At 41.1% G+C, this 26,961-nt stretch carries 24 protein-coding genes, 1 tRNA gene and 1 riboswitch; of the genes, 13 read left to right on the top strand and 12 right to left on the bottom strand.

Annotated features, from left to right (window positions below; genetic code table 11):
• Positions 1 to 699: 699 nt before the first annotated feature.
• Positions 700 to 1,482: an ABC transporter permease gene (locus tag RMY00_RS09990; protein ID WP_322647378.1), complete on the bottom strand. Its 783-nt coding sequence runs from the start codon at positions 1,480 to 1,482 to the stop codon at positions 700 to 702.
• Between the two features lie 149 nt (positions 1,483 to 1,631).
• On the opposite strand from RMY00_RS09990, the gene RMY00_RS09985 reads away from it, so the two are divergent.
• The gene (locus RMY00_RS09985; RefSeq protein ID WP_322647377.1) at positions 1,632 to 2,237 is read left to right on the top strand and encodes a DedA family protein; all 606 of its coding nucleotides are present in this window, start codon (positions 1,632 to 1,634) and stop codon (positions 2,235 to 2,237) included.
• Between the two features lie 186 nt (positions 2,238 to 2,423).
• On the opposite strand, the gene RMY00_RS09980 is transcribed toward RMY00_RS09985, so the two are convergent.
• Positions 2,424 to 3,002 carry a hypothetical protein gene (locus tag RMY00_RS09980; RefSeq protein ID WP_322647376.1) on the bottom strand — a complete coding sequence of 193 codons (579 nt, stop codon included), beginning with the start codon at positions 3,000 to 3,002 and terminating at the stop codon, positions 2,424 to 2,426.
• A 131-nt stretch (positions 3,003 to 3,133) separates the two neighbouring features.
• On the opposite strand from RMY00_RS09980, the gene RMY00_RS09975 reads away from it, so the two are divergent.
• On the top strand, positions 3,134 to 3,724 hold the full coding sequence (locus RMY00_RS09975; protein ID WP_322647375.1) for a thioredoxin family protein: 591 nt from the start codon (positions 3,134 to 3,136) through the stop codon (positions 3,722 to 3,724).
• Between the two features lie 101 nt (positions 3,725 to 3,825).
• Here RMY00_RS09975 and RMY00_RS09970 read toward each other — a convergent pair whose 3' ends face one another.
• Both RMY00_RS09970 and RMY00_RS09965 read right to left on the bottom strand, forming a co-directional pair.
• A complete protein-coding gene (locus RMY00_RS09970; RefSeq protein ID WP_322647374.1) occupies positions 3,826 to 5,037 on the bottom strand; it encodes a sensor domain-containing diguanylate cyclase in 1,212 nt (403 codons plus the stop codon).
• A gap of 589 nt (positions 5,038 to 5,626) precedes the next feature.
• Positions 5,627 to 6,805: a hypothetical protein gene (locus RMY00_RS09965; RefSeq protein WP_322647373.1), complete on the bottom strand. Its 1,179-nt coding sequence runs from the start codon at positions 6,803 to 6,805 to the stop codon at positions 5,627 to 5,629.
• Between the two features lie 541 nt (positions 6,806 to 7,346).
• On the opposite strand from RMY00_RS09965, the gene RMY00_RS09960 reads away from it, so the two are divergent.
• Together RMY00_RS09960 and RMY00_RS09955 are read left to right on the top strand one after the other, a co-directional pair.
• Positions 7,347 to 8,132: an aminoglycoside adenylyltransferase domain-containing protein gene (locus RMY00_RS09960; protein ID WP_322647372.1), complete on the top strand. Its 786-nt coding sequence runs from the start codon at positions 7,347 to 7,349 to the stop codon at positions 8,130 to 8,132.
• A 284-nt stretch (positions 8,133 to 8,416) separates the two neighbouring features.
• On the top strand, positions 8,417 to 9,559 hold the full coding sequence (locus RMY00_RS09955) for a BMP family ABC transporter substrate-binding protein (protein WP_322647371.1): 1,143 nt from the start codon (positions 8,417 to 8,419) through the stop codon (positions 9,557 to 9,559).
• 226 nt (positions 9,560 to 9,785) lie between these two features.
• Here RMY00_RS09955 and RMY00_RS09950 read toward each other — a convergent pair whose 3' ends face one another.
• Together RMY00_RS09950 and RMY00_RS09945 are read right to left on the bottom strand one after the other, a co-directional pair.
• Positions 9,786 to 10,529, bottom strand: coding sequence for a cobalt-precorrin-6A reductase (locus RMY00_RS09950; protein ID WP_322647394.1), 744 nt, complete (start codon positions 10,527 to 10,529; stop codon positions 9,786 to 9,788).
• Between the two features lie 2 nt (positions 10,530 to 10,531).
• Positions 10,532 to 10,948, bottom strand: a complete 417-nt coding sequence (locus RMY00_RS09945; RefSeq protein WP_322647393.1) for a DUF1636 family protein — start codon at positions 10,946 to 10,948, stop codon at positions 10,532 to 10,534.
• Positions 10,949 to 10,969: 21 nt separating this feature from the next.
• Positions 10,970 to 11,134, bottom strand: a riboswitch (cobalamin riboswitch).
• Positions 11,135 to 11,234: 100 nt separating this feature from the next.
• On the opposite strand from RMY00_RS09945, the gene RMY00_RS09940 reads away from it, so the two are divergent.
• A tRNA-Val gene (locus tag RMY00_RS09940) sits at positions 11,235 to 11,308 on the top strand.
• 823 nt (positions 11,309 to 12,131) lie between these two features.
• Here the strand turns inward: RMY00_RS09940 and RMY00_RS09935 are convergent.
• Positions 12,132 to 12,341: a hypothetical protein gene (locus RMY00_RS09935; protein ID WP_322647370.1), complete on the bottom strand. Its 210-nt coding sequence runs from the start codon at positions 12,339 to 12,341 to the stop codon at positions 12,132 to 12,134.
• Positions 12,342 to 12,510: 169 nt separating this feature from the next.
• Here RMY00_RS09935 and RMY00_RS09930 point away from each other — a divergent pair, with 169 nt between their 5' ends.
• From RMY00_RS09930 to gatA, 4 genes are all read left to right on the top strand, one after another.
• The gene (locus tag RMY00_RS09930; protein ID WP_322647369.1) at positions 12,511 to 12,642 is read left to right on the top strand and encodes a hypothetical protein; all 132 of its coding nucleotides are present in this window, start codon (positions 12,511 to 12,513) and stop codon (positions 12,640 to 12,642) included.
• A gap of 361 nt (positions 12,643 to 13,003) precedes the next feature.
• A complete protein-coding gene (locus RMY00_RS09925; RefSeq protein WP_322647368.1) occupies positions 13,004 to 14,638 on the top strand; it encodes a mechanosensitive ion channel family protein in 1,635 nt (544 codons plus the stop codon).
• Between the two features lie 261 nt (positions 14,639 to 14,899).
• Entirely contained in the window at positions 14,900 to 16,102 is a 1,203-nt protein-coding gene (locus RMY00_RS09920; protein ID WP_322647367.1) for an acyl-CoA dehydrogenase family protein, read from the top strand.
• Positions 16,103 to 16,240: 138 nt separating this feature from the next.
• Positions 16,241 to 17,701, top strand: coding sequence for an Asp-tRNA(Asn)/Glu-tRNA(Gln) amidotransferase subunit GatA (gatA, locus tag RMY00_RS09915; RefSeq protein WP_322647366.1), 1,461 nt, complete (start codon positions 16,241 to 16,243; stop codon positions 17,699 to 17,701).
• Positions 17,702 to 17,886: 185 nt separating this feature from the next.
• Here the strand turns inward: gatA and RMY00_RS09910 are convergent, their stop codons facing one another.
• From RMY00_RS09910 to RMY00_RS09900, 3 genes are all read right to left on the bottom strand, one after another.
• Positions 17,887 to 18,345 carry a helix-turn-helix transcriptional regulator gene (locus RMY00_RS09910; protein WP_322647365.1) on the bottom strand — a complete coding sequence of 153 codons (459 nt, stop codon included), beginning with the start codon at positions 18,343 to 18,345 and terminating at the stop codon, positions 17,887 to 17,889.
• 546 nt (positions 18,346 to 18,891) lie between these two features.
• Positions 18,892 to 19,626: an SDR family oxidoreductase gene (locus RMY00_RS09905; protein WP_322647364.1), complete on the bottom strand. Its 735-nt coding sequence runs from the start codon at positions 19,624 to 19,626 to the stop codon at positions 18,892 to 18,894.
• Positions 19,627 to 19,757: 131 nt separating this feature from the next.
• Complete coding sequence (locus tag RMY00_RS09900; RefSeq protein WP_322647363.1) at positions 19,758 to 20,513, bottom strand: SDR family NAD(P)-dependent oxidoreductase; 756 nt, start codon at positions 20,511 to 20,513, stop codon at positions 19,758 to 19,760.
• Positions 20,514 to 20,688: 175 nt separating this feature from the next.
• On the opposite strand from RMY00_RS09900, the gene RMY00_RS09895 reads away from it, so the two are divergent.
• Both RMY00_RS09895 and RMY00_RS09890 read left to right on the top strand, forming a co-directional pair.
• Complete coding sequence (locus tag RMY00_RS09895) at positions 20,689 to 21,609, top strand: AraC family transcriptional regulator (RefSeq protein ID WP_322647362.1); 921 nt, start codon at positions 20,689 to 20,691, stop codon at positions 21,607 to 21,609.
• 285 nt (positions 21,610 to 21,894) lie between these two features.
• Positions 21,895 to 22,518: a PadR family transcriptional regulator gene (locus RMY00_RS09890; RefSeq protein ID WP_322647361.1), complete on the top strand. Its 624-nt coding sequence runs from the start codon at positions 21,895 to 21,897 to the stop codon at positions 22,516 to 22,518.
• 53 nt (positions 22,519 to 22,571) lie between these two features.
• Here RMY00_RS09890 and RMY00_RS09885 read toward each other — a convergent pair whose 3' ends face one another.
• On the bottom strand, positions 22,572 to 23,258 hold the full coding sequence (locus RMY00_RS09885; RefSeq protein ID WP_322647360.1) for an HAD-IA family hydrolase: 687 nt from the start codon (positions 23,256 to 23,258) through the stop codon (positions 22,572 to 22,574).
• 196 nt (positions 23,259 to 23,454) lie between these two features.
• Here RMY00_RS09885 and RMY00_RS09880 point away from each other — a divergent pair, with 196 nt between their 5' ends.
• Together RMY00_RS09880 and RMY00_RS09875 are read left to right on the top strand one after the other, a co-directional pair.
• Entirely contained in the window at positions 23,455 to 24,228 is a 774-nt protein-coding gene (locus RMY00_RS09880) for a glucosamine-6-phosphate deaminase (RefSeq protein ID WP_322647359.1), read from the top strand.
• Positions 24,229 to 24,300: 72 nt separating this feature from the next.
• On the top strand, positions 24,301 to 26,361 hold the full coding sequence (locus RMY00_RS09875) for a potassium channel family protein (RefSeq protein WP_322647358.1): 2,061 nt from the start codon (positions 24,301 to 24,303) through the stop codon (positions 26,359 to 26,361).
• 133 nt (positions 26,362 to 26,494) lie between these two features.
• Here RMY00_RS09875 and RMY00_RS36135 read toward each other — a convergent pair.
• On the bottom strand, positions 26,495 to 26,961 hold a 467-nt coding region (locus RMY00_RS36135), incomplete at its 5' end, for a WGxxGxxG-CTERM domain-containing protein (protein WP_416212057.1).

Below are 26,961 nucleotides of genomic sequence, written 5' to 3'. Positions count from 1 at the left end.
GCTCAACTCTCTGTTTCAATTCTAACCCAGCAGAACTTATGAGACAAACCACTAGCTTATGTACTTGACCATCGTAAGCCTAATAAACCGAGTTATGCTGTCTTATTCTCGACAGATATCAACCAATCGGCAGACGAGATTTATCGTTTCTACAAACTACGCTTTCAAATCGAATTTATTTTCCGCGATGCTAAACAATTCACCGGACTCAGTGATTGTCAAGCCCGTGATGTCAAAAAACTTGACTTTCATTTCAATGCTAGTTTTACTGCCCTCAATATTGCCAAGCTCGATACTCATCGACAGCAGTTGAGCCAACAACCCTTTGTCTTTTCAATGGCCAGTGTCAAGCGACGCGCACTCAATGACCATTTGCTCGACACCTTTATTTCAAAGTTAAGACTCTCGCCAACTTTAATTAAATCCCATCCTAACTATCAAAACCTACGTTCTTACGGGGTTATTGCTGCCTAATTTTGTCCGAAGCATTGTTAGATAACGACATTCAATTTGTTAAATAATTTTCAAAGTTTAATGGAAGTCAAAAAGGCTATAATAATTGTGCAGTGAGGATTATAGCCTTAAATATTTTAGCGACAATAATTTGCTAAGACGACATTTAATTTGTTAACCGACAAGATGCAGAGCGACAAATTATTTGTCGCTCTACATTTAGTTGAAAGGCGTTTGTGTAGCTCTCTAACTCGAAGCACTGGTATAAAACCGCAACGCAAATCGCCAAAACCAAGTGGAAGCGAAAAACAACGCTGCTGCTAATATTCCTGCACCTATTAACCAGCTAATGTCACTCCGACCCAGTAGGGCTTGGGCTGGTACAGTAGTTAAAAATGCTACTGGCATTACAAAGGTGAAGAAAAAGCGGTAAGCACTAGGATATGCTGCGATGGGATATCGTCCAGCTTCTAACAAACCACGTAATACTTCGGTAACATTGTATATTTTAACGAACCAGATACTCATTGCTCCGAGCATAAACCACAGGCTGTACAGAATCAAAAAGCTGAACAATAACGGCAGCATACCAAGTAGATAGTCGTCTATCCCTACACCGAGGTGTTTACCTGCGTAGCCAATAATAATACTACCAAAAATTATATCTGGCAGTCCCCAAGGTGACAGGGTATGGGTGGAAAGCCAAAACTGACTGCGGATAGGTTTTAATAATATAAAGTCTAAAGTGCCTTCTTGAACATGGCGGACAATGCGATTCAAGTTCGACGCCAGAAAAGTAGCAGAAAATCCTTGTAGTAAGGTAAAAATTCCTAGAACTACTAAGGCTGCGTCCCATGACCAGCCACTAAAAGTATAACCTTTCCGGTAAAACAAGAATAATCCAAAGAGGCTACCCGCAAGATTTCCCAAGCTGCTGAGGGTAGCTATGAAAAAGTTAATCCGATACTCTAACTCAGCTGCGATCGCAGCACTCCAAAATAGTCTTACTACTTTCAAATATCTTTGCATCTTGCCTAATTAACCCAAAATGTACCATCTGTCACTATATTTCCAAATATTACACAATAACTTTACGTAAATTTAATATTACTTTTTATTCAGGAAAATTGCTAAACGTTAAGATGTTGTGGATCTATTGTTGAAAGCTAAAAAATTCTATGCATCTGGATTTACCACAACTGATTAAATCAATTGGCTATTTTGGAGTGTGGGCGATTGTCTTTGCTGAATCTGGCTTGTTAATTGGTTTTTTTCTACCTGGGGATAGTTTATTGTTCACTGCTGGATTTGTGGCATCTCAGAATTTACTGAACATTTGGGTTTTAATTTTTGGTGCTTTTGTTTGTGCAGTCTTAGGTGACAATGTTGGTTATTTTACTGGGCATAAATTTGGCAGAAGACTATTTCAAAAGGAAGATTCATGGTTGTTTCATAAAAAACATCTTGTTAAAACTCAAAACTTTTATGAACAGCACGGTAAAAAAACGATTGTTTTAGCACGTTTTTTACCCATTGTACGGACTTTCGCGCCGATTGTGGCTGGGATTGGTGCGATGCATTATCGCACATTTATGTCTTACAACTTAATCGGTGGCTTTGTTTGGACATTCGGCATCACTATATTAGGGTTTTTCTTAGGAAAATCTCTGCCACCTGAACAGGTAGATAAGTATTTATTGCCGATTATTGGATTAATTATAGTTGTTTCTTTAGTGCCATCGATTATTCATGTAATACAAGAGAATAGAGCAAACAAAAGTTGAAATATTTTTTGTGCGTTGTGTAAATATTAAGTATATTTATTTACTAAATTTGGTTAGATATTGGTGATACATCGCTAGACTATTAGAATGATCCACGAACAGCAGAGGTTGATATTACCATAATGATTTCCTTAAATATCAACCTCTATTTGTTCCTAGAAAATCTCTTGACTGAAACCTACAGAATTAGTTAATCGCAGAATTAGCCATTTTTATCAAAGAAGTGCGTTCGTCGCAGACGTTGGCGCAGCCATCGCCTGCTTTCAAACCAACAACATATTGCACCCTCTGCTGTCTCCAAGTCAAAGTAGCATCTGAGCAATTAGCACCACAAGTAGAATCCACAAAATACCCAGTGATGCCTTTAGCTAAGGATACAGGTTTACCACTAAGGCGGGGTGTTTTGCGAGTTACAGCTTCAGCATAAACAACGCCCAAACGACAGGCAGTTCCACCCGTACAATTGGGACTGAAACCCAGTAAAATTTCGTACTTTTTTTGCGTAGCAGCTTCTATAATCGCGTAAATTGGATTTTCTCCATCTGACTCAGGAATAAACTTCGGCAATAAAATACGAATCTGAGTCTTCTGCTTTAATTTGGGCAAAATAGATTTAAAAACTGGGTGTGGCTGGGTTTTACTCTGCTTTACTATCAATTGAGACTGTTTATTGACAGTGGCTATGGCTGAGGTGTGAAAGCTGCCAACGCTGACTAATAAAAATATGGCACACACAGCACTGGTATTTTTGAAGCTTAAAATCATTCTTTACAATCTATTTCATCTTAAGTACTTATTTGTAATACCCATTTTTAAGATTAAATTACGTATTTAAGAGCGGCTGGAGTCAGCTAAACTGAAGAAGAAATTGCTTAATAAGTTTTAATAATTTTGTTATGAGTACTGATTCACCTGTTAATTCTCCCGATAAGCCTGAATCTAACTTTGGGAAGCGTTTGAGAAACTTTTTAATTGTAATGGTAGCGATCGCTCTTAGCGTTGCCCTCGTCTTAGGATTGCGAACTGAAACAACCTCGGCAACTCTAGCCAAGTTAAGTGATACGTCCACACCGCTAGAAGTAGCAATCAGCAATGGCAAACCATCTCTAGTAGAGTTTTATGCTGATTGGTGTACTGTCTGCCAAAAAATGGCACCAGATATCACTCAACTGGAAACAGAGTATGCTGACAAGATGAATTTTGTGATGCTAAATGTGGATAATACCAAGTGGCTACCAGAGATGTTGAAATATCGGGTAGATGGGATTCCTCATTTTGTATTTTTGAGTCAGCAAGGGGAAACCATAGCTGAAGCGATCGGCGATCAACCCCGGACGATTATGGCTAGCAACTTAGAAGCTTTGGTTAATGGTTCGTCTCTTCCTTATGCTCAAGCTAGCGGCAAAGTTTCCAAATTTTCAGCCCCAGTAGCACCAACGGCTAATCAAGATGATCCTCGCAGTCATGGCAGCCAAGTTGTAAATTAGCACTTTGGAGGCAATTTCAGCTAACACCTGCTGTTTTATAACCAATATCGATTTTCATCAGCACTCCTCTTATCTACTGAATCCCCAGAGAGGAGTTCCCTTCAGCCAATAGATTGCTGCTTGAGACGCTTATGAGCGTACATTAATTCGTCAGACTTGGCGATTAGTTGTTCTAGTGACATATTGCTTTCTGCTGAGTAACGCTCTATCCCGATACTCATCGAAAGTTCATAGTTACGGTTTTGCTGTTGATTAAAGTTGGCGATATTTGTTTGCAAACACTCTTGGATACTGTCAGCGTCCTTAAAGTAGCTGGAGATGAAAACAACAAACTCATCTCCACCTAAGCGGGCGACAATATCCGAGTTCCGAAAACTTTGCTTGAGTAATTGAGCAGCATCAACAATCAAGGCATCTCCTATGTCGTGGCCAAGGGTATCGTTAATCTGTTTTAGCCCATCTAAATCAATGAAGATAACCCAGCACAACACTCTCGTCCGGTGAGCAATTTTTAACTGTTGTTCAGCCATCAGGAAAAAGCCGCGTCGGTTATGCAAACCTGTTAGTTCATCAGTTAGGGATAACTGTCTTCCTTCGATCTCTGCTTGTTTACGGTTGCGAACTTCCTGAATAAGTTCCATCTGAGCGATCGCCTGACGACTTAGGCGGCGCAGTGCATCTAACTGCTGGTAACTTGGGTGATGAGGAATGGTATCCATAACACACAACGTTCCAATTGGAAGACCATCGGGCGTAATCAGAGGGACACCAGCATAAAAACGAATTTTGGGACTACCTTTGACTAGAGGATTGTTAGTAAAGCGATCGTCCTTGATGGCGTTGGGAACCACTAATATATCATTTGGTTGAAGAATGGCATGGGAGCAAAAAGCCCACTCTCTGGGTGTTTCCTTAGCTTTTAGTCCAATCTTAGATTTAAACCATTGGCGATCGGCATCAACTAAGCTAATTAAAGCTATTGGAGTCTTACAAATGTAAGCAGCAAGAGCAGTTAAATCATCAAATGCTTCTTCAGGTAAGGTATCCAAAATATTGTAGGCCGCTAATACTTTGAGCCTTTCTGCTTCATTCTCAGGTAGAGGAACAGCTTGCGTTTTCACAGGTGAGTGTCTAAACCTTAGCCACGAAAGTCTGATACGCTGTAAATTTTGCAACAACCGCAGAATTACCTTTCCAGCATAAAGGCTGCGTGATAGAAACATCTCTGCAACGAAAATCAACATTCGGTTGATTATACAGAAATATTGTATTACATGATATTTTTCATGGCTTTGGTTTGCTCTATTGTTCATGTCACCCTAACTTTCACTGTGCAAATCCCCTGAGTATTTAGATGCTTACAAGGTTTTTTGCCCAAAGCCAGGTTGAAAATAATCAATATAAATTAAAAATTATCAAAACTTATTATACTGTCAAAGTTTTTAGGTAAAAAATGAATTTTTTATAATGATTTTTTATGTATATTTACATAAATTACAAGGGACGGCTTCCAACTCACTTTTTCTTGTTAGCTAATCAAACTTTATCAAGCTGCGATCGCAGTTTTATCAAAAAGCTGGCTTTAAATATTTTGCCATTACTAACTAATTTTTTTGGTTTGGACGAATAAGAAGTGGTTTATAGAAAATCCAAGTGAACCACTTCTTATTTATCTAAAGTCGAATCAAGAAGTAAGAAATTATGAGTGTTCCAAATGTTACCAATTGGAAATAATTTCATAGCTAACCTACGCTGCTAACGATCAAGCTTGACACCATACATCGCTTACGCGAATTTAAAAGATGAGGAGTAGTGAGCTATCCCTTCCTGTTACCAAAAATGGTATATCTTTTTGTGAAAATTCTCTATAGCAATGCCTATGGTGTTCTCATTGCGATCGTGTCAAAACTTAATAAAATAAGTATTTGTTGGTAGGCTTTGGGCGGTTCCTGAATTTGTAGACAAATTATTAACTTTACCTGTTTTGATGATTGCAAACTTACTATTAAATAGTAAGATTTCACCATTACCAGGCGTTATCCAAGCTTTGCGACTTTTGAGATTAGTCGGAAAAACTAAAAAACTTGCATCGCCACGATAAGGTGGAATCAGTTTACCTAAAAATGTTTGGCTATCTCTATTGGGAATTGCGTAAGCAGCACTAGAACCAACAAAAATATCACTGCCATTTGAGTAAATAGTTTTAGGGAAATTGCTATTACCGTCTCCCAATCCTCCTGTTGAAGGAAGTCTTGTAATACTTAGTTGCCCGCGTTCAACAGAGAATGAGGTTAAATCAACAACTCCTGTGTAAACTTTTGTCTCATCACGAGTTTGGGCAGCATTAGTATATTTATCTGTAGTAATCAAAGTTTCTGTTAAGAGGTTTTTACCATTCCATCTAAAGATTGAATTACCCCCATAGACGGAACCAAGTACGTAGAGTTTATTTCCAGAGATGTGTAATCTGTTGAGTCGGGTATCTGCCATGTTGTCAACAAGACTGGCAGGACTGTAACCCCAAAGCTTACCTTGGTTACTTCCTTGCAAATTTGGCAAACCAAATATACTTGTGCCATTAAAACCCATTCGGTAAAGAAAAGCAATTTGTACTGGAATGCCTGACCGCTTTTGTTGCTGAAAACCACTAACGTAGAGATACTTATTTTTGTACTCAAAATCCATTACCTCTGTTACTTCAAAGCTACGTTTAGCTTTAAAGTTGAGGCCGGTATCATATATCGATAGAGTATTTACAGACTGGTGAATAACCAAGCCATCTAAAAACTTAACTCTTGTTCTTGATGATACAGGACTGTTAACTATTTTTTGGGTAGTTCCATCAGTTTTTATTTTGACTAATCCTGTTGGAACAGCGAGAACATAAGTCTTACCGTCAATAGCTGCACAGTCACGAGCATCCTGATAAGAGTTTGGAATTAGTTTTTTCCTGCCATCAGCTTCTACTTCCCATATACCCTCAGTATTAATGACCGCAACTTTGCTACCGTTTACACAAGCTGCTATTGGAGATGCAATATTAAGATATGTGGCGATCGCGGGGCTAGAATAACTAAACATTGTTATCCCTCTATCTTTTTATTGTTGTTCGATTTAACTTCAGATCACTATATGCCACGTAATAAAAATCATCCACAATCTGTACCTGGTTAATACTTGACTTTTCATGTTATGTAGAAAAGCTAACAATTGACCTAACCCCCTTCCCTACGTTCGCGTAGGGGAAGGGAGAAAATTTTTTAAAGTCTCTCTAGTTTTAAAAGCTACGGTGTACACAAATACTTTCGTGCAGAACACAAGTCTTTTTTGAGCTTTTGAGGGAATTAAATAATACCAATTATTCAAAATGAAGCAACAGATGTAAATCAGGAAAGTCTTGCTGCATCTAAAATTTTTAATTGCGAATGGGCGAAAAAGCGAATTGCGAATTGGTATAACTTTGCTTGGGAGCGATGCGATTTTGTAAGTGGGGAAGCAGGAAAAGACAAAGAAATAAGTGTATTTAGAGCTATAACGGTCGTAAAAAATACTAAATTTGTCTCTTCATTCCCCTGCCCCTGACTATATTCAGTTGGAATAATAAAAAGCTACGAGGTGGAATATGGATACTCGTATCCCAGAATGTATTCGTCTAGTATTAAATGATTATTTGTTGTCATTAGAAATCGAACTTCCGGGTCTGATAGAAGGCTGCTATATTCATGGATCTATTGCGCTTAATGCCTTTAACCCATACTTGAGTGACATTGATTTTATTACTATTCTCATACGACGGGCTACAACATCCGAGGTAAAAATACTAAAAGCAGTCCATAAAAAACTAGAACTGAGCTACCCACAGTGGAAACTAGAAGGAAGTTATTTGCTAAGGGAAGATTTAGGGCGTGAGCAACAAGAAATTGCTCCTTATCCCTACTATCATGACAGCGCTCTGCACTCTGCTGGATATCATGACATAAACCAAGTCACTTGGTGGGTGTTGAAACATCGAGGCATTTGTCTGATTGGACTTCCACCAGAAAACCTTGCATTTACAGTCGATTGGAATCTGCTGCAAAGAAAAATGAAGGAAAATCTCAACAGCTATTGGGTGAGTTGGACGCGATCGCCAAGTAAAGTAGCATATTTATTAACAGATACTGGTATTCAGTGGGCTGTGCTTGGCATTCTGCGTCTGTTTTACGCGTTGAGAGAGCATGAAATCCTCTCCAAAACTGAGGCTGGTCGATATGCATTGGTGCATCTTCCACCAAAGTGGCATCAACTTATTCAAGAGGCAATTAACCTCCGTGAAATTCGGCATGGTTCCTCTTATCGCAGCAAAGTGAGCCGGGCTGTTGAAGCAGTACGCTTCTTACGCTATGTAATTAATGTATGTAACGAATAGGCATCTTCAAGAGAAAACGGCGTTTAAAATGTTACTGCCTAATTTTAAGAGATAGAAATTCACAATTTTATTAGTGGCAAAACTCTTTCTGAAGCTCTGCCTTTGTATTCTCTTACGTGATCGGTGATTGGTTTCAGTTACCCAGCACAGGTAATTTGCACGCGTTTATGAACTTGCGCCAGCCGCAGATACAGTTAAAATTAAGTAAATAGCTAACCTAAACCGTGTCTGCCATTACCAGCAATCATAAAAATCTTTTTAACAGGTAAACCTATTAATAAAATATGGATCGTCGGAATTTTCTAAAGTATGTCACTTTAGCAGGATCTAGCTTTACCTTAACTAGTTGCATTCAAGGCAAAAATTCCAAATTGCAGGGTGAGGTATCTCCTTCAGCATCACCTGTGGCGGTAAATGAACCTCTGAAGGTGGGATTTGTTTATGCCGGCCCTGTGGGTGATTTCGGCTGGACTTATGCCCATGATTTAGGTCGCAGAGACATGGAAGCCAATCTTCAAGATAAGGTAAAAACTACCTTTGTGGAAAATGTCAACGAAGGTGCTGATGCCCAAAAAGTGATTCGGCAACTCGCATTAGATGGTAATAAGTTGATTTTTACAACTTCCTTTGGGTACATGAACCCAACAATCAAAGTTGCCAAAGACTTTAGTGATGTTGTCTTTGAACACTGTAGAGGATACAAACGTGCTGCCAATGTTGGCACTTATTTGGGACGCGTTGAAGAACCGCGTTACTTAACCGGCATGATTGCTGGCAAGATGACAAAATCAAATATAGTAGGTTTTATTGGCGCATACCCAATTCCAGAAGTAATTCGGGGAATCAGTGCATTCACTCAAGGAGTAAGGCTAACAAATCCCCAAGCAAGAGTTAAGGTACTTTGGGTACAAAGTTGGTACGATCCAGATAAAGAAAGAGAAGCGGCTCAAGCTTTGGTTAATTTAGGTGCGGATGTACTGGCGCAGCATACCGATTCTGGTGCTGTTGTCCAATTGGCACAGGAGAAAGGCATTTATGCTTTTGGCTACAACACTGATATGAGTAAGTTTGGTCAAAATGCCCACCTAACATCAGCTATTAACAAATGGGGCAAATTCTATACAGATAAAGCCTTGGCTGTAATGAGTAATACTTGGAAATCTCAAGAGGTTTGGGATGGAATTGGTCAAGGAATGGTGGATATTTCCCCAATGAATCAGGAAATTCCAGGGGATGTGCAACAACTGGTGAATGTGAAGCGCGATGAGTTTATTCAGGGTACTGCACATCCTTTTGATGGCCCGGTAAAAGATCAAAAAGGGGTGGTGCGAGTGCCAAAAGGTAAGGTTTTGGATGATCAAAGACAACTGGCGATGGATTGGTATGTTGAAGGAATTGAAGGGTCAATTCCTAAAGGGAAATCTTAGCACTGCTAAACACTCGACCAACCCAATTTTGCTGAGTAAACCAAGTTTTAGAATTTTCTCTCTTTCTCTCTGTGTTCTCTGTGCCTTTGCGGTAGCCTGCGGCAAGCCGCTGACGCTCCTTCTCTGCGAGACGCTACACGCAATACTAGGATTTCTTTTTTAAATTTGAGATGCTGGATAGAAAGAAGTGGCTTTGATTCTGATCGGTGGCTTTTTCTTCATTACACTAGTCGTGCAACTTGTCAAATAGCCATGCCAAAACACCATCAACATGAGTAACTTGCTCCCCTGGCGGTATGGCTGGACGATTTATCATAATAATCTTCACGCCCAGTTCTCGCGCTGCAATAATCTTGGGCTTTGTTGCATCGCCACCGCTATTTTTACTTACTATGGTATCAATCTTGTTATGAATCAGGATTTGTCTTTCATTATTGAGGGTAAAGGGCCCGCGATCGCACAATATTACTCCCGGTGGCACTAAAGCATCATTGGTAGGAGGATCAATCATCCGCATCAGAAACCAAATTTTCTCGCAGTGAGCAAAGGCGGCGAGTTCTTGCCTGCCAACTGTTAAAAATACTCGCTGTGCCTGGTTTGCTAGAGATGCTGCGGCGGCTTCAACACTATTAACTTCAATCCAGCGATCGCCACTTGCTTTTTCCCAAGGTGGGCGTATTAACATCAGACGGGGTACTCCGACTTCAGTTGCAGCATCCGCCGCATTAAAAGAAATCTGAGTAGCAAAAGGATGAGTTGCATCAATTAATAAGTCGATTTGCATGACTCGCAAATAGCTAGCCAATCCAGGCACACCACCGAAGCCTCCAATCCGTAAATCGCCTAACGGTACTGATGGTTCCCGGGTGCGCCCAGCTAGAGACGTAATTGCCTCTAACCCTTGGATAGTCGAGACTTTGGCAGCTACTTCTGCGGCATCTCCTGTACCACCCAGAATCAAAACACGCATCATTAAGATAAAGGTGGAATTTTTGCCAAAATGCCCTTTTTCAGCGCTTCTGGACGCTCTGACCAAGGTAGTAAACCATTTGCTTTGGTATAGTATTGACTAGCACATTCTAGTACCGCAGATGCACTACCATCAACAGCTAAATCACCAAATAAATATGTTAATTTGCCTTTAGCAGCAAAGGCAACTACACAAGAACGATTACAAGCACTCATGCATTCAACTTCCTGAATTGGGAATTGATCTCGTAAGTCCCAATCTTGTGCAAGTTGCTGAAGTTGAGATAGAAGTTTTTCACCGCCACTTTCACCTAAGCGTTTTCCATCTTGCCAAACGCTAGCACAAGTTTTGCAAACAAATAAAGTATGATCAGCAACACCCAAGGGACTAGTCGGAGAAATATTTACAGTAGTAGTCATCTGTAACTCGCAGATATGTGGAACTGATAAATCTATTTCGGCGGGCATCCTGACTTACTCTATTTGGGATGCTAGATTACATCTCAAATGGGTTTACAGTTGCGGGACAGCGCCGGATTTGCACCGAACTTTCCCCGTTACCTCTGGTAGCTGCTCCCTACCAGAACCGAATAGCCTTATCGATCATACACCCTACTCGAATGGGACTTCGCTTATAAGATGGATTTACACCTTTATCTTGCTTAATCAAGAAAGTATGTGTTATTGTTGATAATTGTGTGGTTAAGGACGTATAGCTCAGTTGGTTAGAGCGCTACGTTGACATCGTAGAGGTCACTGGTTCGAATCCAGTTACGTCCATTTTTATACATTCATAAATTTAATGTCGCTGTGTGATTTTACCCATAACTTTGTCGCAACGGCAACTTTATGGTTGAAAACTACTACTGCAAACTTAATAGTCTGCTTAGGAAAATTACCCTGTGCTTTGCAATATATGTAGCACGGACTTTTTTATTTATATCTTAAATCTTAAGTATTCGGGCTTAGTCATTAAACCGCATTACAGCACCGCATTTTGGCATAGGGTGGCATATATTATACCAGATTATCTTGAGCGGAAGCAATGGTTAGCTGAGAATAGGGTAATTTATAACCTTTAGAAATATCTGAAATGATAGGAGCGATCGCATTTAAACAAAGTTGCAAGAACCTATCCCACTATTCTAAAAATCCCTACTTCTTTTCGTAAAATGTGCTTGAAAACCTTGATTTTTCGTTTTCAGTTCTCAATTAACTTAAGCTTTGTAGCACAAATATTATTAGTGGGATAGGTTCAAGAATGTTGAAACTAAATAACGTTGTATAATCAGAGGGTGCTGATTGTATAATGCCTAATTGCAAGTTTTGTCAAAGACGTGTTCTTTACCTGTTTTGTCCACTTAATTAACTGGCATCATTATATTAATTGCGATCGCCTTCTCTAAAGGAGGCGGTAAGCGCAGCTATGCTCAAAGGACTTTGCAAAATTGAGCGGAAGCTCAATCATTGTTGTTTTACTGCTCTAAATTAACTCTGCAAATCTACTCTATTCATTCTTCTTTAGAGATAAATATTCAAGGCTAATTTCTCCTTAAGGTATATAACTAAAGTCACAATTTTTACTAAATCTTCCTAGTCACTTCTATAAAATAGAATTGAGTCGCTCTAGACGTTGACGCTGTTTAAACCACTGCTGACAAACTTCTGTAGCCAAATACTTCTCTTCTGCTGTTAATAGCTCATCAGGTTTGCCAGAAGCCAATATTTTAGCTGCTTGTGCAGCCAAGTTGTAGTTCACACCGTGTTTAACTAATTGTGTGTGAAAAAAATCTTCTAAGTTTTGGACTGACATAAAAAACTCTCCTTTAATATCAAGTTGTCATATTCAATTAGGGTGTTAAAATTACATGAATAAAACTATGTAACCGCAATTACTGGGAATTATGACAAATATTTCAGCTAAATGGCTTCTCTCGGAAGATGCATAAGAATTATACCTTTGATATTTTCTCTCTAATCCCTTGCTGCCGGAGAATAGCGTAGGCGCAGGCATCGTTAAGGAACCGGAATTTGGATGGCTTGCCTCTAGAACAAAGCGATCGCAACAATTACAAATGAATCAAGAGCATCGCTTCTTTGTGGCACTGCAATAATACATAAATCCTTCCTTGGCTTACCGCAAGTTAACAGTTATATAACTCTAAATCAAGTTATTTTTATAAAAGCCGTATTTGATTTTTGTAAAAAATAAGTATCCTCTGAGAAAGCTTCTTCTCCATTCCCTACTCTCTATTTATCGCACTTGCGCTACACTTTTATGCGAGAAGCTTCTCTTTGCAGAGAGGCTTATCTTTCAAAAACGCTAACGCGAACACCAAGGCACAGCAAGCGAGTAATTTAAAAACTCAAAGTAGATTGCTGCTATATTGGTTTTATTTTATGGTAAAAAATTGATTGTGACAAAATCTAGCTAATATTAATTAGCTAGACTAAAATTATCTTGTTAAAATCCTAATGCGTTATTATCACCGTTTGCGACTGCCATCAAAATATTTCAATATTTTCATTGCAGTACTAACTTTTGTTTTGTTTATCTGGTTCACTCCTGTAGTTGCTCAAGCATTAAATAAAGCTCCGGTGATTTTGGATGGGCAACAGCTTTTTAAAATCAGCGATTCTGGCCGGTATAGCGCTCAAGAACGGACAAATTTAATCAACTCACAACTAAAAGATGCGATTAAATCTTCTGAATCTATTCAAGTCAAAATTGAAAAACGTAACCAGCTACCTACTATTTTGCTAAATAATCGCTATCTATTAACAGTTACAGAACAAGATACTGTTCCGGGTAGCACAGTTGATGAGCAGGCAAGCATCTGGGGGCGGCAAATTGAAGAAGCGTTACAAGAAGCTCGCTTAGAGCGAACTAAAACCTATCTCCAACAAACAACTTTTCTAGCAGTAGTAATTTTACTTATCACTGCCGGATTCACTTGGCTATTAGGATGGATTAAGCATCGCTTTTTCCGAGCAGCTTCACAACGCTTAACTACTCTTAACAATGAGATACCGAATTCAGAACCACTAAAATTATTAGAATTATTTTTCAAATTAGTGTTGGCGAGTATGCGTATCGCACTTTGGATAAGCGCCATTCTTTATATCACTAATCTCTTTCCTTTCACTCGTCAATGGAGCTACCAAATTTCAAATATCCTGATCACCAGTTTCACCTCACCTATTCTGACATTAGGCAAGAATCCTTACTCTCTTACTGAATTAATAATTTTGATTGGTTTGTTGTTCGGCTTAGTGATCTTTGCTGGAACTTTGACCAATTTTTTACGCTCTCGCGTTCTATCTTTTACTGGAATAAATCGTGGCGCTCAAGAAGCAATAGTAATACTTTTCAAATATGGTCTAATTTTTATTGGCACACTGGTATTGCTACAAATTTGGGGACTTGACATTAGCTCTTTGACAATCTTAGCAAGTGCTTTAAGCGTTGGAATTGGCTTTGGTTTACAGGATATTGCTAAGAATTTTGGCAGTGGTTTAGTACTAGTATTTGAGCGTCCGATTCAGGTGGGAGATTTTGTGGAAGTTGGGGAATATACAGGTACTGTCGAGCGAATAGGTGGAAGAAGTACCGAGATTCGTACTCTTGACCACGTTTCAATCATTGTACCCAACTCTCGTTTCTTGGAAAAAGAAGTAATCAACTGGAGCCACCGCAACCCGATTTCTCGCCTTCATCTTCCCCTTGGCGTTGCTTATAGTTCAGATCCCAAAGTTGTGCAAGCTGCTCTGTTAGAAGCAGCCTCTAAGCATCCTAATGTATTACAAGCTCCTTCTCCTGTAGTTTTGTTTAAAGAGTTTGGCAACAACAGCTTAAATTTTGAGTTATTAGTATGGACTGCGGAACCTAATAAACAATTCTTGCTCAAAAGTGATTTATACTACAATATCTACGAATCTTTACAGCAAAGACAAATTGAAATCCCTTTCCCTCAGTTAGATTTACATCTACGTTCTGGCACATTGGAATTTACGCCAGAAATGCAGTTAGCCTTAATACAAATGTTTGAACAATTGTCAAAACATCAACAACGCATAGATCCAATCAAGGCAAGTCAAAATCAAACGTAAATTCGGATGCTTGGCTTGCTCTAAGAAAGCTGTTTGTGTAATAATTACTAATTACTTAAATTCGAGCGACTTTAAGTAGTATTCCAAAAATCACCAAAAGACCTGAGTTTGAGGTCAGATGCTGAAGCAGAAAAGAAAGTAGGGTTTAGGCTACAAGTAGTTGCGATCGCTTAACTCCGATGAAAGCATCTCAAGTTTGCAGGAACATCAGTTTTTCGCAGTATGGGATTCAGTAGTAAAGTGAGTTTTAAAGGAATATTTATGTCACAGTTGGAGCAAGCAGTGCCAGACACCTTTGTAGCCAAAAGCTTAGAAACTCTCCCAAATAATATATTTGACCAGGTAGAGGCTCTAGCGAAAGACTTTGCCACCCGTGCAGGGGCACATGACAAAGAGGGTTCCTTTCCTTTCGAGAATTTTACAGCTTTGCATGAAGCAGGATTACTTAGCCTCACCATTCCCCGCGAATTAGGTGGTCAAGATTTGGGGTTAGCAACTATCTGCCGAGTGATTGAAGGGATAGCGCGTGGCGATGCTTCCACGGCGCTAGTACTAACAATGCACTATCTCCAACATGCCCATGCAGCCCGTAGCCGTCGCTGGCATCCAGAAGTATATAAACGGCTGTGCCGTGAATCAATTGAAGGTATTGCCTTGCTCAATGCTGCCCGTGTTGAACCTGAGTTAGGAACGCCAGCTAGAGGTGGATTGCCTGCTACAATTGCCGAGCCAACAACAGAGGGTTGGCGTTTAACAGGCCACAAGCAATACACTACGGGTAGTCCTATCCTCAGTTACTTTGTTGTTTGGGCACGGACAACTGAGGATGAACCACGAGTTGGAAATTTTTTGGTTCCGCGCGGTCTGCCTGGTTTGCAAATTATCGAAACCTGGGATCACTTGGGGATGAGAGCTACAGGCAGCCACGATCTCATTTTGGAGAATGTATTAATCCCCAGAGAGTATGCTTTGAATATTAACCCCATATCAACCGCGCCATCCTTTGATCCTCTAATTTCCACTTGGGGCAGTTTGACAATAAGTGCTTTATATCTAGGTGTTGCTAGTAGTGCGCGAGACTGGCTGGTAAAATATCTTTGGGAGCGATCGCCTTCTAATCTCAAAGAGCCACTGGCAACTCTGCCACGCTTCCAAACTGCTGTGGGTGAGATAGAAGCACTGCTGTTTGCTAACAATAGATTGATTTATAGCTTGGCTCAAGATATTGAGCGGGGCGAGTATGAGCCTAACGTAGGATTACAGGCACAAGCTGTTAAATATCTCACCACAACTAACTCGATTCGTGCTGTAGAGATTGCCTTAGAACTGACTGGTAATCCTGGTCTGTTAAAAAAGAATCCTTTAGAGCGACACTACCGAGACGTTCTGTGTAGCCGTATCCATACACCGCAAAATGATGTTATTTGCCAATCTTTAGGGAAGAGTGTACTGGAAGTAAAGTGAGTGGGAAGTGGGGATGAGGGAGCAGGGGGAGCAGGGGAGGCAGGGGGAGAAGAATTATTGATTAATGACCAATGCCCAATACCCAATATCGACCAATATGTACTAAAATCAATGACTTGAGTCACAAAGAGAGCAATCATGGCATCCATCCGCGAGTTGCACCAACAGCTGGTTAAGAAAGAACGTTGTGCCGTTGAAATTACCCAAGAAGCTTTAGAGCGCATTCAAGCGTTAGAGCCGAAATTACACAGCTTTTTATGTGTTACCGCAGAACGGGCATTAGAGCAGGCAGGTGCTGTGGATGCGAAAATTGCTGCGGGAGAAGAAATTGGGCTGCTAGCAGGCATTCCTGTTGGGATTAAAGACAATATGTGTACCAAGGGAATTGCTACTACCTGTGCCTCCCGGATTTTGGAAAATTTTGTGCCGCCTTATGAATCAACAGCGACGCAAAAACTGGCAGATGTTGGCGCGGTAATGGTAGGCAAAACCAACTTGGATGAGTTTGCAATGGGTAGTTCCACAGAAAACTCTGCCTACCAAGTCACGGCTAATCCTTGGGATTTGTCACGAGTTCCTGGTGGTTCTTCGGGGGGTTCTGCGGCGGCGGTGGCGGCTCAAGAATGTGTGGTTGCTCTCGGTTCTGATACTGGCGGTTCGATTCGGCAACCTGCATCTTTTTGCGGTGTGGTGGGGATGAAACCCACTTATGGTTTGGTTTCTCGTTATGGTTTGGTGGCTTACGCTTCGTCTTTGGATCAAATTGGGCCATTTGGAAACACAGTAGAAGATGCGGCAATATTATTAAGTGCGATCGCAGGTTATGATCCCAAAGACTCTACCAGCCTCAAAGTAGCCATTCCCAACTACGCCGCCAGCTTAAAACCAGACTTTAAACCTAGAGGTCAGCTAAGAATTGGGATCATCAAAGAAACTTTTGGTGAAGGTTTAGACTCTGTAGTGGAACAAGCTGTTACCAAAGCAGTAGATCAACTACAAAGTTTGGGAGCAGAAATTCATATAATTTCCTGTCCCACCTTTCGCTATGGCTTACCCACCTACTACATCATTGCCCCATCAGAAGCGTCAGCAAACCTAGCTCGTTACGATGGTGTTAAATATGGTTATCGCGCCCCTGATGCAGATAATTTGCTATCGATGTACACTCGTACCCGTGCCACAGGTTTTGGTACAGAAGTTAAACGCCGAATTATGATTGGCACTTACGCACTTTCGGCTGGTTATTATGATGCTTACTACCTGAAAGCGCAAAAAGTCCGCACCCTGATTAAGCGAGATTTTGAAAAGGCTTTTGGCTTAGTTGATGTGTTAGTTTGTCCCACATCTCCCACTACAGCATTCAAAGCAGGGGAAAAAACTACCGACCCCTTGAGCATGTATTTAAATGACTTGATGACTATTCCTGTGAATCTTGCTGGTTTACCTAGTTTAAGTTTGCCATGTGGTTTTGACGATCAGGGGCTACCTATAGGATTACAGCTAATTGGCAATGTCCTGCGAGAAGACCTACTGTTTCAAGTAGCTTACGCTTATGAGCAATCCACTACTTGGCATCTGCGTAAACCGCAAATATCTTGAAAATAAGCATTGGGCATTGGGCATGGGAAAGAGGAATTGGGGACTCTTGAGAATTGGGGACAAGGGAAAAGACTTGTTGGAAGTTCTAAACTTTTGTCACCTTGTCCCCTTGTCCCCTTTTCCCCTCTGCTTCCTCATCTCCCTCATCTCCCCCTGCTCCCTGTTCCCCACTCCCCACTCCCCATTCACTGATTACTGACCATTGACTGTTGACTATTGACTTTTGGAGTCAGGGATTCTGATGTAATTTCTGATGGATTAAGTGTATGTAAAAGACCAACAGATGCAGCTACTAATAAGAGAATATAGGTAACAACAAGAGGTATATACGTATTTGATTTGTTGCCTGAATTATTCTGATTCTTCTTGGAGTCTTGGCAGACTACATTGCTTATAAGAGTATGTGATAAAGCATTTCCATCCAGTCCTAAAGCATCTCCATAGCGACGGATGAATCCTTGAACAAAAATAGGTTCAGGTAATTCTTCAAATCGTTCTTCTTCTAAAGCTTGCAAAACACCTGCTCTAATAAGTGTTCTTGCAGCTATTTCTTCTATGCATATAGATTTTTGTTGTCTTACTTGTCGCAAGTGTGTAGTTACTTCCTTTAGCTGCTCTACTTGAGCTTGATTTAAGAGTGTCACTGTCTTCTCCTGTATGGGCTAATTCTACTATTCATATAGTCAGAAGCCTTAAATATGCATACGTATTTTTACTGGATAATTGATTTTTAGGAGAAATTTTTTAAAAATGCTTGAAATCTAGATTGGAAAATGCTAAAGCCTTATACTAAGTAAATATATTGTTAATATATAAAACTCATATTTGATTTTTGAACAAAACTCAGCACACCCTTATTCCTTCTTCCCAGTTCCCAATCCTTTACCTCTAGAAGTGATTCAAAAATTAAATCCGATTCCTATAGACACTTTATATTTATTAAAAACTTAAGGTGTGAGAGTCAATAAAATGCAATTAATAATACAAGTATTTTTCTAACTGCTACTCTGGAGTGGGATAATTGCAGCGATCGCTATTACCAAAAGAAAAGGGCAGGAAACAAAGGAGAAGAGTTTTCCCCTCAGCAAGAGCAGCACCGTGCCCCTCTGCCTCTTTTCAATGCCTAATTGACAGTACCCATTTCTGCTTCAATGTGCGATCTGTCTATTTATGATTGATATTCTCCAGCGTTAAAATGCGCTGGCTGTTGGGCGGACAATTATTTCATTGACATCGACATCATCCGGTTGGGACACAGCATACAAAACGGCTCTAGCGATCGCATCTGGGGTCAGTGCGATTTTGCGGAATTCTTTCAAAGCACCTTTTGCCGACTCCTCTGTGATATCAGAGCCGAGTTCAGTCTCAACCACACCGGGGGATATTGTTGTCACGCGGATATTCTTTGATTCCTGACGCAATCCTTCGGATATAGCCCAGACAGCATATTTTGTCGCGCAGTACACCGCGCCAGTAGGCACGACCACATGTGCGCCGATGGACGCGGTATTGATAAACTGACCACCGCCTTGTGCTTCCATAATGGGTAGACCAGCAGCTATACCATTCAACACGCCGTGGATGTTCACGTTAATCATGTTGTCCCACTCCTCAACTTTCAGGGCATTCATCGGCGATAAGGGCATCACGCCTGCATTGTTAAAGATGACATCGACACGACCAAATTTGTCTTTAGCGAAGTGAATGAATGCTTTCATCTCCTCACGATTGGCGACATCTACGGCTTTGAACTCTGCTGTGCCGCCTTCATTGTGGATATCTTCAACAATTTTTTCTAGCTTTTCTGTGCGTCGTGCCCCTAAAACGACATTTGCACCGTTTTTGGCGAGTAACTTAGCGGTGGCTTCACCGATACCGCTACTGGCTCCAGTAATGACAATAACTTTGTTTTCTACGTTTAACATGGTTATTTTCCTTTTTATTTAGGTTGGTTTGAATTAAACAGGACTTACGCAAAAATTGCCGAAAAGCTTAATTTATCGAACTGCCAAGACGCCAAGAACGCCAAGAATTCGTAGAGTGTGCGTAAGTCCTATTAAATAAATACGCCACCAGAGACTTCAATTCTCTGTGCATTAACCCATCTGTTCTCTTCGGAAAGCAAAGAAGCGATCGCACCTCCAATATCATCAGGAAGACCGACGCGCCCCAAAGCTGTTTGCGAAGCAATGAATTTATTAATCTCAGGATTGTCACGCACCACACCGGCGGCGAAATCCGTTTCAATTGCGCCGGGGGCTATTACATTCACAGTAATATGTCTTTGCCCCAATTCTTTAGCCATATATCGGGTCAAAACCTCTATAGCCCCCTTCATGGTTGCATAAGCTGCATAACCTGGCAGGGCAAAACGAGCAAGACCAGACGAAATATTGATGATACGTCCCCCATCATTTATCAAAGGGAGAAGTTTCTGTGTCAGGAAGAAAACACCCTTCACATGAATATTCATCAAGCGATCAAAATCGTCTTCGGTCGTATCTGCAAAAGACGCATAAACACCAATACCTGCATTATTGACGAGGAAATCAAAATGTTCTGTTTGCCATTGGTCTTGAAGTGACTGCTTGACTTGCTCCACGAAACCGTCAAAGGTTTTAGTGTTTGAAGTGTCCAGTTGCAGTGCAACAGCTTGAGCGCCAATCTCTTCGATAGAAGATACAACGCTTTTGGCTTCTTCATCGTTGCTATGATACGTCACGATGACACCAACCCCTTTTTTGGCAAGAGCCAAAGCCGTATTTTTGCCAAGCCCTCTGCTCGATCCAGTTACTAATGCAATTTTTGTCATTGCCTTATTCTTTCGCTGTTTCCTTTGATATGCTCATAATATGGTTGAAAAGCTGAGTTTTAAATACACAAAGCTCGCACATTATTGCCTAATACTCCGAAATCATGTTTTGTAAATAGATAAGTATTCTTTATAATGAGCAAATAAAAATAGTTAAATCAATCAGGAAGCCAGCATGACGGTTGAAATACTAAAGCACGGCGCGGCCGTTAATGAGTGTAAAGAACTGGCGGCATTACTAACTCGTTACACTGACAGTAAGGGAAACGGTATCCATAAAACAGATATAAATCAGCTAGAGTTTATGCGGGAATCTTCCGCTTCCACGTCAATATGCAGTGTTTATGAACCTGTTTTCGCCCTAGTTGTTCAGGGCAAAAAAGAAGCATTGTTGGGTGAGGAAACTTATTGTTATGGGGCAGCTCAATATCTTGTTGTCTCGGTTCATTTGCCGCTAAGTGCATTTGTTACAGAGGCCACACCAGACAAGCCATATTTAGGATTCAAGCTGAATTTAGACCCAGTTCAACTCTGTGATATTATTGCCCAAACCACGCCAGGCACGAGTAGAAAAGAAAACTCTGTTAGGGGCTTATTCGTCAGCAACACCGATGCACCATTGCTCGATTGCGCTATGAGACTTACACAACTTTTGGATACGCCACAGCATATTCCGATTCTTGCACCACTGATTATCCGCGAAATCTATTATCGCCTTTTATTGGGTGAACAGGGCGAAGCTGTTCGCCAGATTGCGACATCTGGCAGTAATATGCAGCGCATCGCCGAGGTGATAAAACTCATCAAGGCTGATTTTACAAAGCCAATGCGAGTTGAGGAGCTAGCTGGGCAAGCAAGTATGTCTCCTTCATCTTTCCATCACCATTTCAAGTTAGTGACATCAATGAGTCCGCTTCAATATCAAAAGCAATTAAGACTATTAGAAGCACGTCGCCTGATGCTTGCCGAAAACTTCGATGCGGCAAATGCTGCCTATCAGGTGGGTTACGAGAGCCAATCACAATTTAGCCGCGAATATTCCCGCATGTTCGGTGCGCCGCCGATCAGGGATATTGAACGTTTACGCACAGCTTAAGGGACTTCTAATTAAAAAAATATCCTATCACGGTGTTAGGCAGGGGGCAGGGGGAGAAAGAAAAATATTATTTGAGTAAATTGGATAATTTATTTTCTGGAAGTCTGTGAGCGAAGACTGTCCGAGGCTTTCGTCAGTTTTGCATTGGCGTAGCTCGCCACAGGCATTGCTTGTAATGTTGGTATAGTTGTTTACTTCAAAAATCTTCATCAAAATTCAATTCCGATATATCGCGATATATTCCGATATATCGTATATTAGAGAAAGTTGATTTGAGATTCATTTATGTTTAGACACTTTCGGTCACGTTTTGGCGCACCTGCATGGGCAGGAGTTAACGAAGACGATTTATTGTTTGTCAGGTCATGGTTTGGGCATGGCAAGCATCATGGTAGACATGAGAAACACTTTGGCAATGAAATGTTTGGTCGTGGTTGGGGAGATGAATATCGGACTCGTCGGGGTGATATCAAGTTCATCCTGCTGGAATTGTTATCCGAGCATCCTAGTCATGGTTATGACCTAATTAAAGATGCGGAAACTCGCTATGGTGGTTTCCGTCGCCTCAGTCCTGGCTCAGTATATCCAACACTCCAATTGCTGGAGGAAGGTGGTTATCTCAAGAGCGCCCAGGAAGGTGGCAAGCGGATTTACACGATCACCGATGAGGGTAGACAATTATTGGCAGAACGCGCCCAACAAGAAACTTCAGACTCTCCTTGGGACACCTTCAAAAGCTTTGTGAAAGGTAAACCTCAAGAGTTTATTGAGTTGCGAAATGCTGCAACAGAATTGGCTGCTGTTGTGGTGCAGGTTGCTCGTAGTGGCAATATGGAGCGGATAAATCGGGTGCGTGAGCTTCTAGAGCAAGTTAAACGGGAAATTTACGCGATTCTTGCAGAAAAATAAGTAGAAACGAGTCAACATCACGTTTCTACTCTTGATGTTCTCAGATTTTGCGCTTATGAGTTAGAAGCGATCGCACTCAAATCTGGTTCAATGAGTGAGTTAAGCAATGTCCACAACTGCAAATCAGTAAAATCGGGAATTGCCATAAATGCGCCAACTTCCTGTAAAAATTGGGGATCGTGGGTGGAGGCGATGCCAATAGTACGGATATCTGCGCTCACTGCCGAACGAATACCAGAGGGAGAGTCTTCTAAAGCAATCGCTTCCTCTGCTGTAATCCCCAAGTTACCCAGGGCGACTTGGTAGGGGGCAGGGTCAGGTTTACCTGCAATACAATCATCAGCTAAAACAATTGAGTCAAAAGCTTCTTTTATTCCCAAAACTTCTAGCATAAATTCTGCATTTAATCTAGGGGCATTAGTTACTAATGCCCGCTTTAACTGATGTATCTCTGTCCATGCTAGTAGTTCAGAAAATCCACTCAATGGTTTTAGATCAGGGGCGAGTTTGCGAAAAAGCGCCTCTTTTTCATCTGCAAATTTTTGCCCTTCTGCTGTTGATAATTGTGGCAGAATATCCTTAACAATTTCTGGATTTAGCCGCCCACTAATTCGAGATTTGTAAAATGTTTCATCAATTTCTATGCTGTAATTTAACAGCATTTCCCGCCAAGCACGGTAGTGTATCGGGTCAGTGTTGACAATAGTGCCGTCTAGGTCAAAGAGAATTGCAGCCAGCATAATTTTTGGGTAAAATGTAAATAATTGTTAACTTAATTTAAATAGTTTACATTGTTTTTTTGCTTTTATACAGCGCAAAAAGCTATAAATTAATCTGCTAAATCCTAAAATCTTATAGTGGATAAGCCATGTCAAGGCAGATAGGTAGGGCCTCTCAACAAACTACCGTATAATTGATAACCTTCAATGTAAGCAAATGCTAGCCGATCCAAACTTTTTTCGCGTTGATGATTTACTAGTGCAGATTTACAACTCTGAAGTCGAAATGGCTCAAGATGTTGCCGAAATCGCGCAAAAGCATTTACAGCAAGTTCTTAATCTTCAGGAGACAGCTGCTGTATTGTTAGCAACAGGTAACTCCCAACTTAAATTTCTTGATGCCTTGATTACATTGGGTGGCGTAGATTGGTCACGGATTATTCTGTTCCATCTAGATGAATATTTGGGAATTACTGCTGACCATTCTGCAAGTTTCCGGCGCTATATGCGAGAACGTGTAGAGAAGCGGGTTGTTCCTAAAGTATTTCACTATATAGAGGGGGATACATTGCAACCAGTGGCAGAGTGCGATCGCTACACAAAACTACTCCTTGCACAACCAATTGACTTATGCTGTCTTGGTGTCGGCGAAAATGGACATTTGGCTTTTAACGATCCGGCAGTAGCAAATTTCCAAGATCCTTACAGCGTAAAACTTGCAAAACTAGATACAGTGAACCGTCAGCAACAAGTAAGCACAGGTCAGTTTCCAAATCTAGAAACTGTTCCTCAATATGCTTTTACTGTCACGATCCCAACAATTTGTTCAGCTAAAAAACTTATCTGTCTGGCTCCAGAAACACGTAAAGCTAATGTGGTAAAACAAATGTTGCAAGGAGCTATAAGTACAGACTGTCCTGCTTCTATTCTCCGTCAACAATCCCAAGCGACGTTATTTTTAGATGTAAATTCTGCTAGTTTACTGTCGTGAAAAATGAAAACTGCTGTATAATCCTAGCAAACACATACTGTTAGCAGTATTGAATGCTGCTATCAACAGAAAGTGCATTCCCCTCCTAGCAGCAATCAAAAAAAGCCCCAAGACCTTTTCTTAGTATGCGGACTCCAAAGTTTAGGACAACATTGTGTTGCAGTCCTAAAAGAATACGATGTTAAAGTTAGCGCTATTGATGATGAGCAGTCCGAACATTGGGAAGTTCCAGAAGTACCTAGCTTACTAGAAAAGTTAATTATAGGAGACTGCCGCCAGCCAAGTGTTTTAGAGCAAGCAGATATAAGGCAGTGTCGGTCAATACTTTTAGTTACCAGAAATGAGCGGATAAACATAGAAGCCGCCTTTGCAGCACGGCGACTCAATCCACACGTTCGCCTGATTGTCCGTTCTGACAAACAAAATTTTAACAAACTCTTGTGGGAAAATCTCGGCAATTTTGTTGCCTTTGAGCCTACCCATCTCTCAGCTTATGCTTTCGCTTTAACAGCCCTCGGCTCTGAAGCTATTGGTTACTTTACCTTAGAAGGGCAACTATTGCAAGTGATAAAGCACCAGGTACAAGCGAAGGATAGCTGGTGTAATGGTAAGCCAGTACATAGACTGAATCTGACAACTCGGCGCATTTTGAGTCACATACCTGCTTCATCTAATCCACTCAAAGAATTGTTTGGCTGGAACCCAGAGGCGGAAGTGCAGGTAGGAGACACGCTGGTTTACATTGATATTGCATACGATTTGGCTTTATCTGAGCAACATCGGAAATCTCATAACCAAAGGTGGCAGTGGCAACAGTTTATCCAAGGCATCACAGCGAAAAATCTCAAGGATAAAATAGCGCAATTTTGGCAATCTTATTACCAAAACCAAAATCAAATCCGACGAATTGCGACAATTTATGCGATTACTGTACTCATCCTGTGGTTGGCTGGAATAGTTCTTTACCGCTTGTATTATCCTCATATTACTTTGCAAGAAGCTTTTTATGCGACAGGAGTTTTGCTCTTGGGAGGATACGGAGATTTATTTGGCGGTGTCGAGTTTTCATCGCAATCAGAACCTTCAGAACAGATGCCTTGGTGGTTGCGGTTGTTTAGCTTGGGACTAACGTTAATAGGTCAAGCTTTCGTAGGAGTATTATACGCACTGCTGACTGATGCTCTTGTCACTTCAAGATTCCATTTTTTTAATTCTCGCCCTCCCATACCACAAAATAACCATGTGGTGATTATTGGCTTAAATCGCTTGGGACAGAGAGTGGCTACACTTTTGCAAGAACTCAACCAGCCCTTAGTAGGAATTCATAGTACCACTCTCGACCAAAACACTTTACCAGATATGCCCCTTATTGTTGACAATGCTACCGAAGCACTAACTAAGGTGAATCTCTCTCGTGCTAAAAGCATCGTTTTAGTTGGGGACGATAATATGGAAAATCTGGAAATTGGTTTGATGGCTCATGCAATAAACCCCGCCACTAGCTTGATTATCCGTTCTCAAGATCGTCATTTTAGCGATAATATTGCTCCTCTATTTCCCTATGCTCAAGTTCTGTGTGGCGCGGCTTTATCGGCAGAAGTCTTTGCTTGTGCTGCCTTTGGAGAAAATGTTCTGAGCTTGTTTCATTTGAGCGAGCAAATAGTCATGGTGACGGAATACAAAATTGAAGATGGCGATACTCTCAATGGGCTGCTTTTATCTGAAATAGCTTATGGGTATGGTGTTGTGCCGATTCTCTACCAGAAATATCAGCAAGACAATTACTCCTTAATGCCCTGGTATGATGTTAAGCTTTACGCTGGCGATCGCTTGATTGTTTTAGCCACAAGCAGTAGTTTGCAGCGAATTGAATGGGGTGAAATGCTGCCTCGCCAATGGAGCGTACAGATTGAAAAAGCTCTGACTACAAATGCTATTATGTATGGCGCCCAAGAAATAGTTTTGATTACAGGATGTAGTTCGGCTAGTGCTAGGCAATGGATGAATAATTTGCCTGGGGTTTTGCCAATACCACTTTATAAACATCAAGCTCAACGCCTTGTGCGTGAGTTAACAAAAATACAAGTTTTAGCAAATGTAATCTTCATTGGGCAAAACAATAGCTCTACTTGAGCGAGTGGTATCTCATTATAGGGGCACAATATTATTGATATTGCGCCCCTACACATACATCTGGTTTAAGCACTGTAATAGCCTGAAGTTGAAACAAACAACAGTTCTGTAGCTATTACAGTGTTGGTGAATACTATCTAGAACGAGTACCTGTTACTTCATTAGGATCGTTATAAGCCCGCACTTTTTCACGATTACGAGCTAGACCTACTAAACCGACTAGACCAAGTAAACCTAGCCAACCCCAATCGAAACCGCGATCGTTAGTTCTTTCAGAAGCTGCGACGCCTGCATTCCTATTAGTACCTGTAGTGTCAGTGCCTGTTGTACCACTGCCTGTAGTGTCAGTGCCTGTAGTGCCACTACCTGTAGCTCCACTGCCTGTAGTGTCAGTGCCTGTAGTGCCACTGCCTGTAGCTCCACTGCCTGTGGTGTCAGTGCCTGTTGTACCACTGCCTGTAGCTCCACTGCCTGTGGTGCCACTGCCTGTGCCGCCCATACCACTACCGCCTGTACCACTTGTACCAGTACTGCCTGTGCCGCCTATACCACTACCGCCTGTACCACTTGTACCAGTACTGCCTGTGCCGCCTATACCAC

The organism is Nostoc sp. ChiVER01, from assembly GCF_034531155.1.
Taxonomy (GTDB): domain Bacteria; phylum Cyanobacteriota; class Cyanobacteriia; order Cyanobacteriales; family Nostocaceae; genus Nostoc.
The sequence above is the reverse complement of the archived record's forward strand: the minus strand, read 5'-3'. Positions and strand labels throughout refer to the sequence as shown.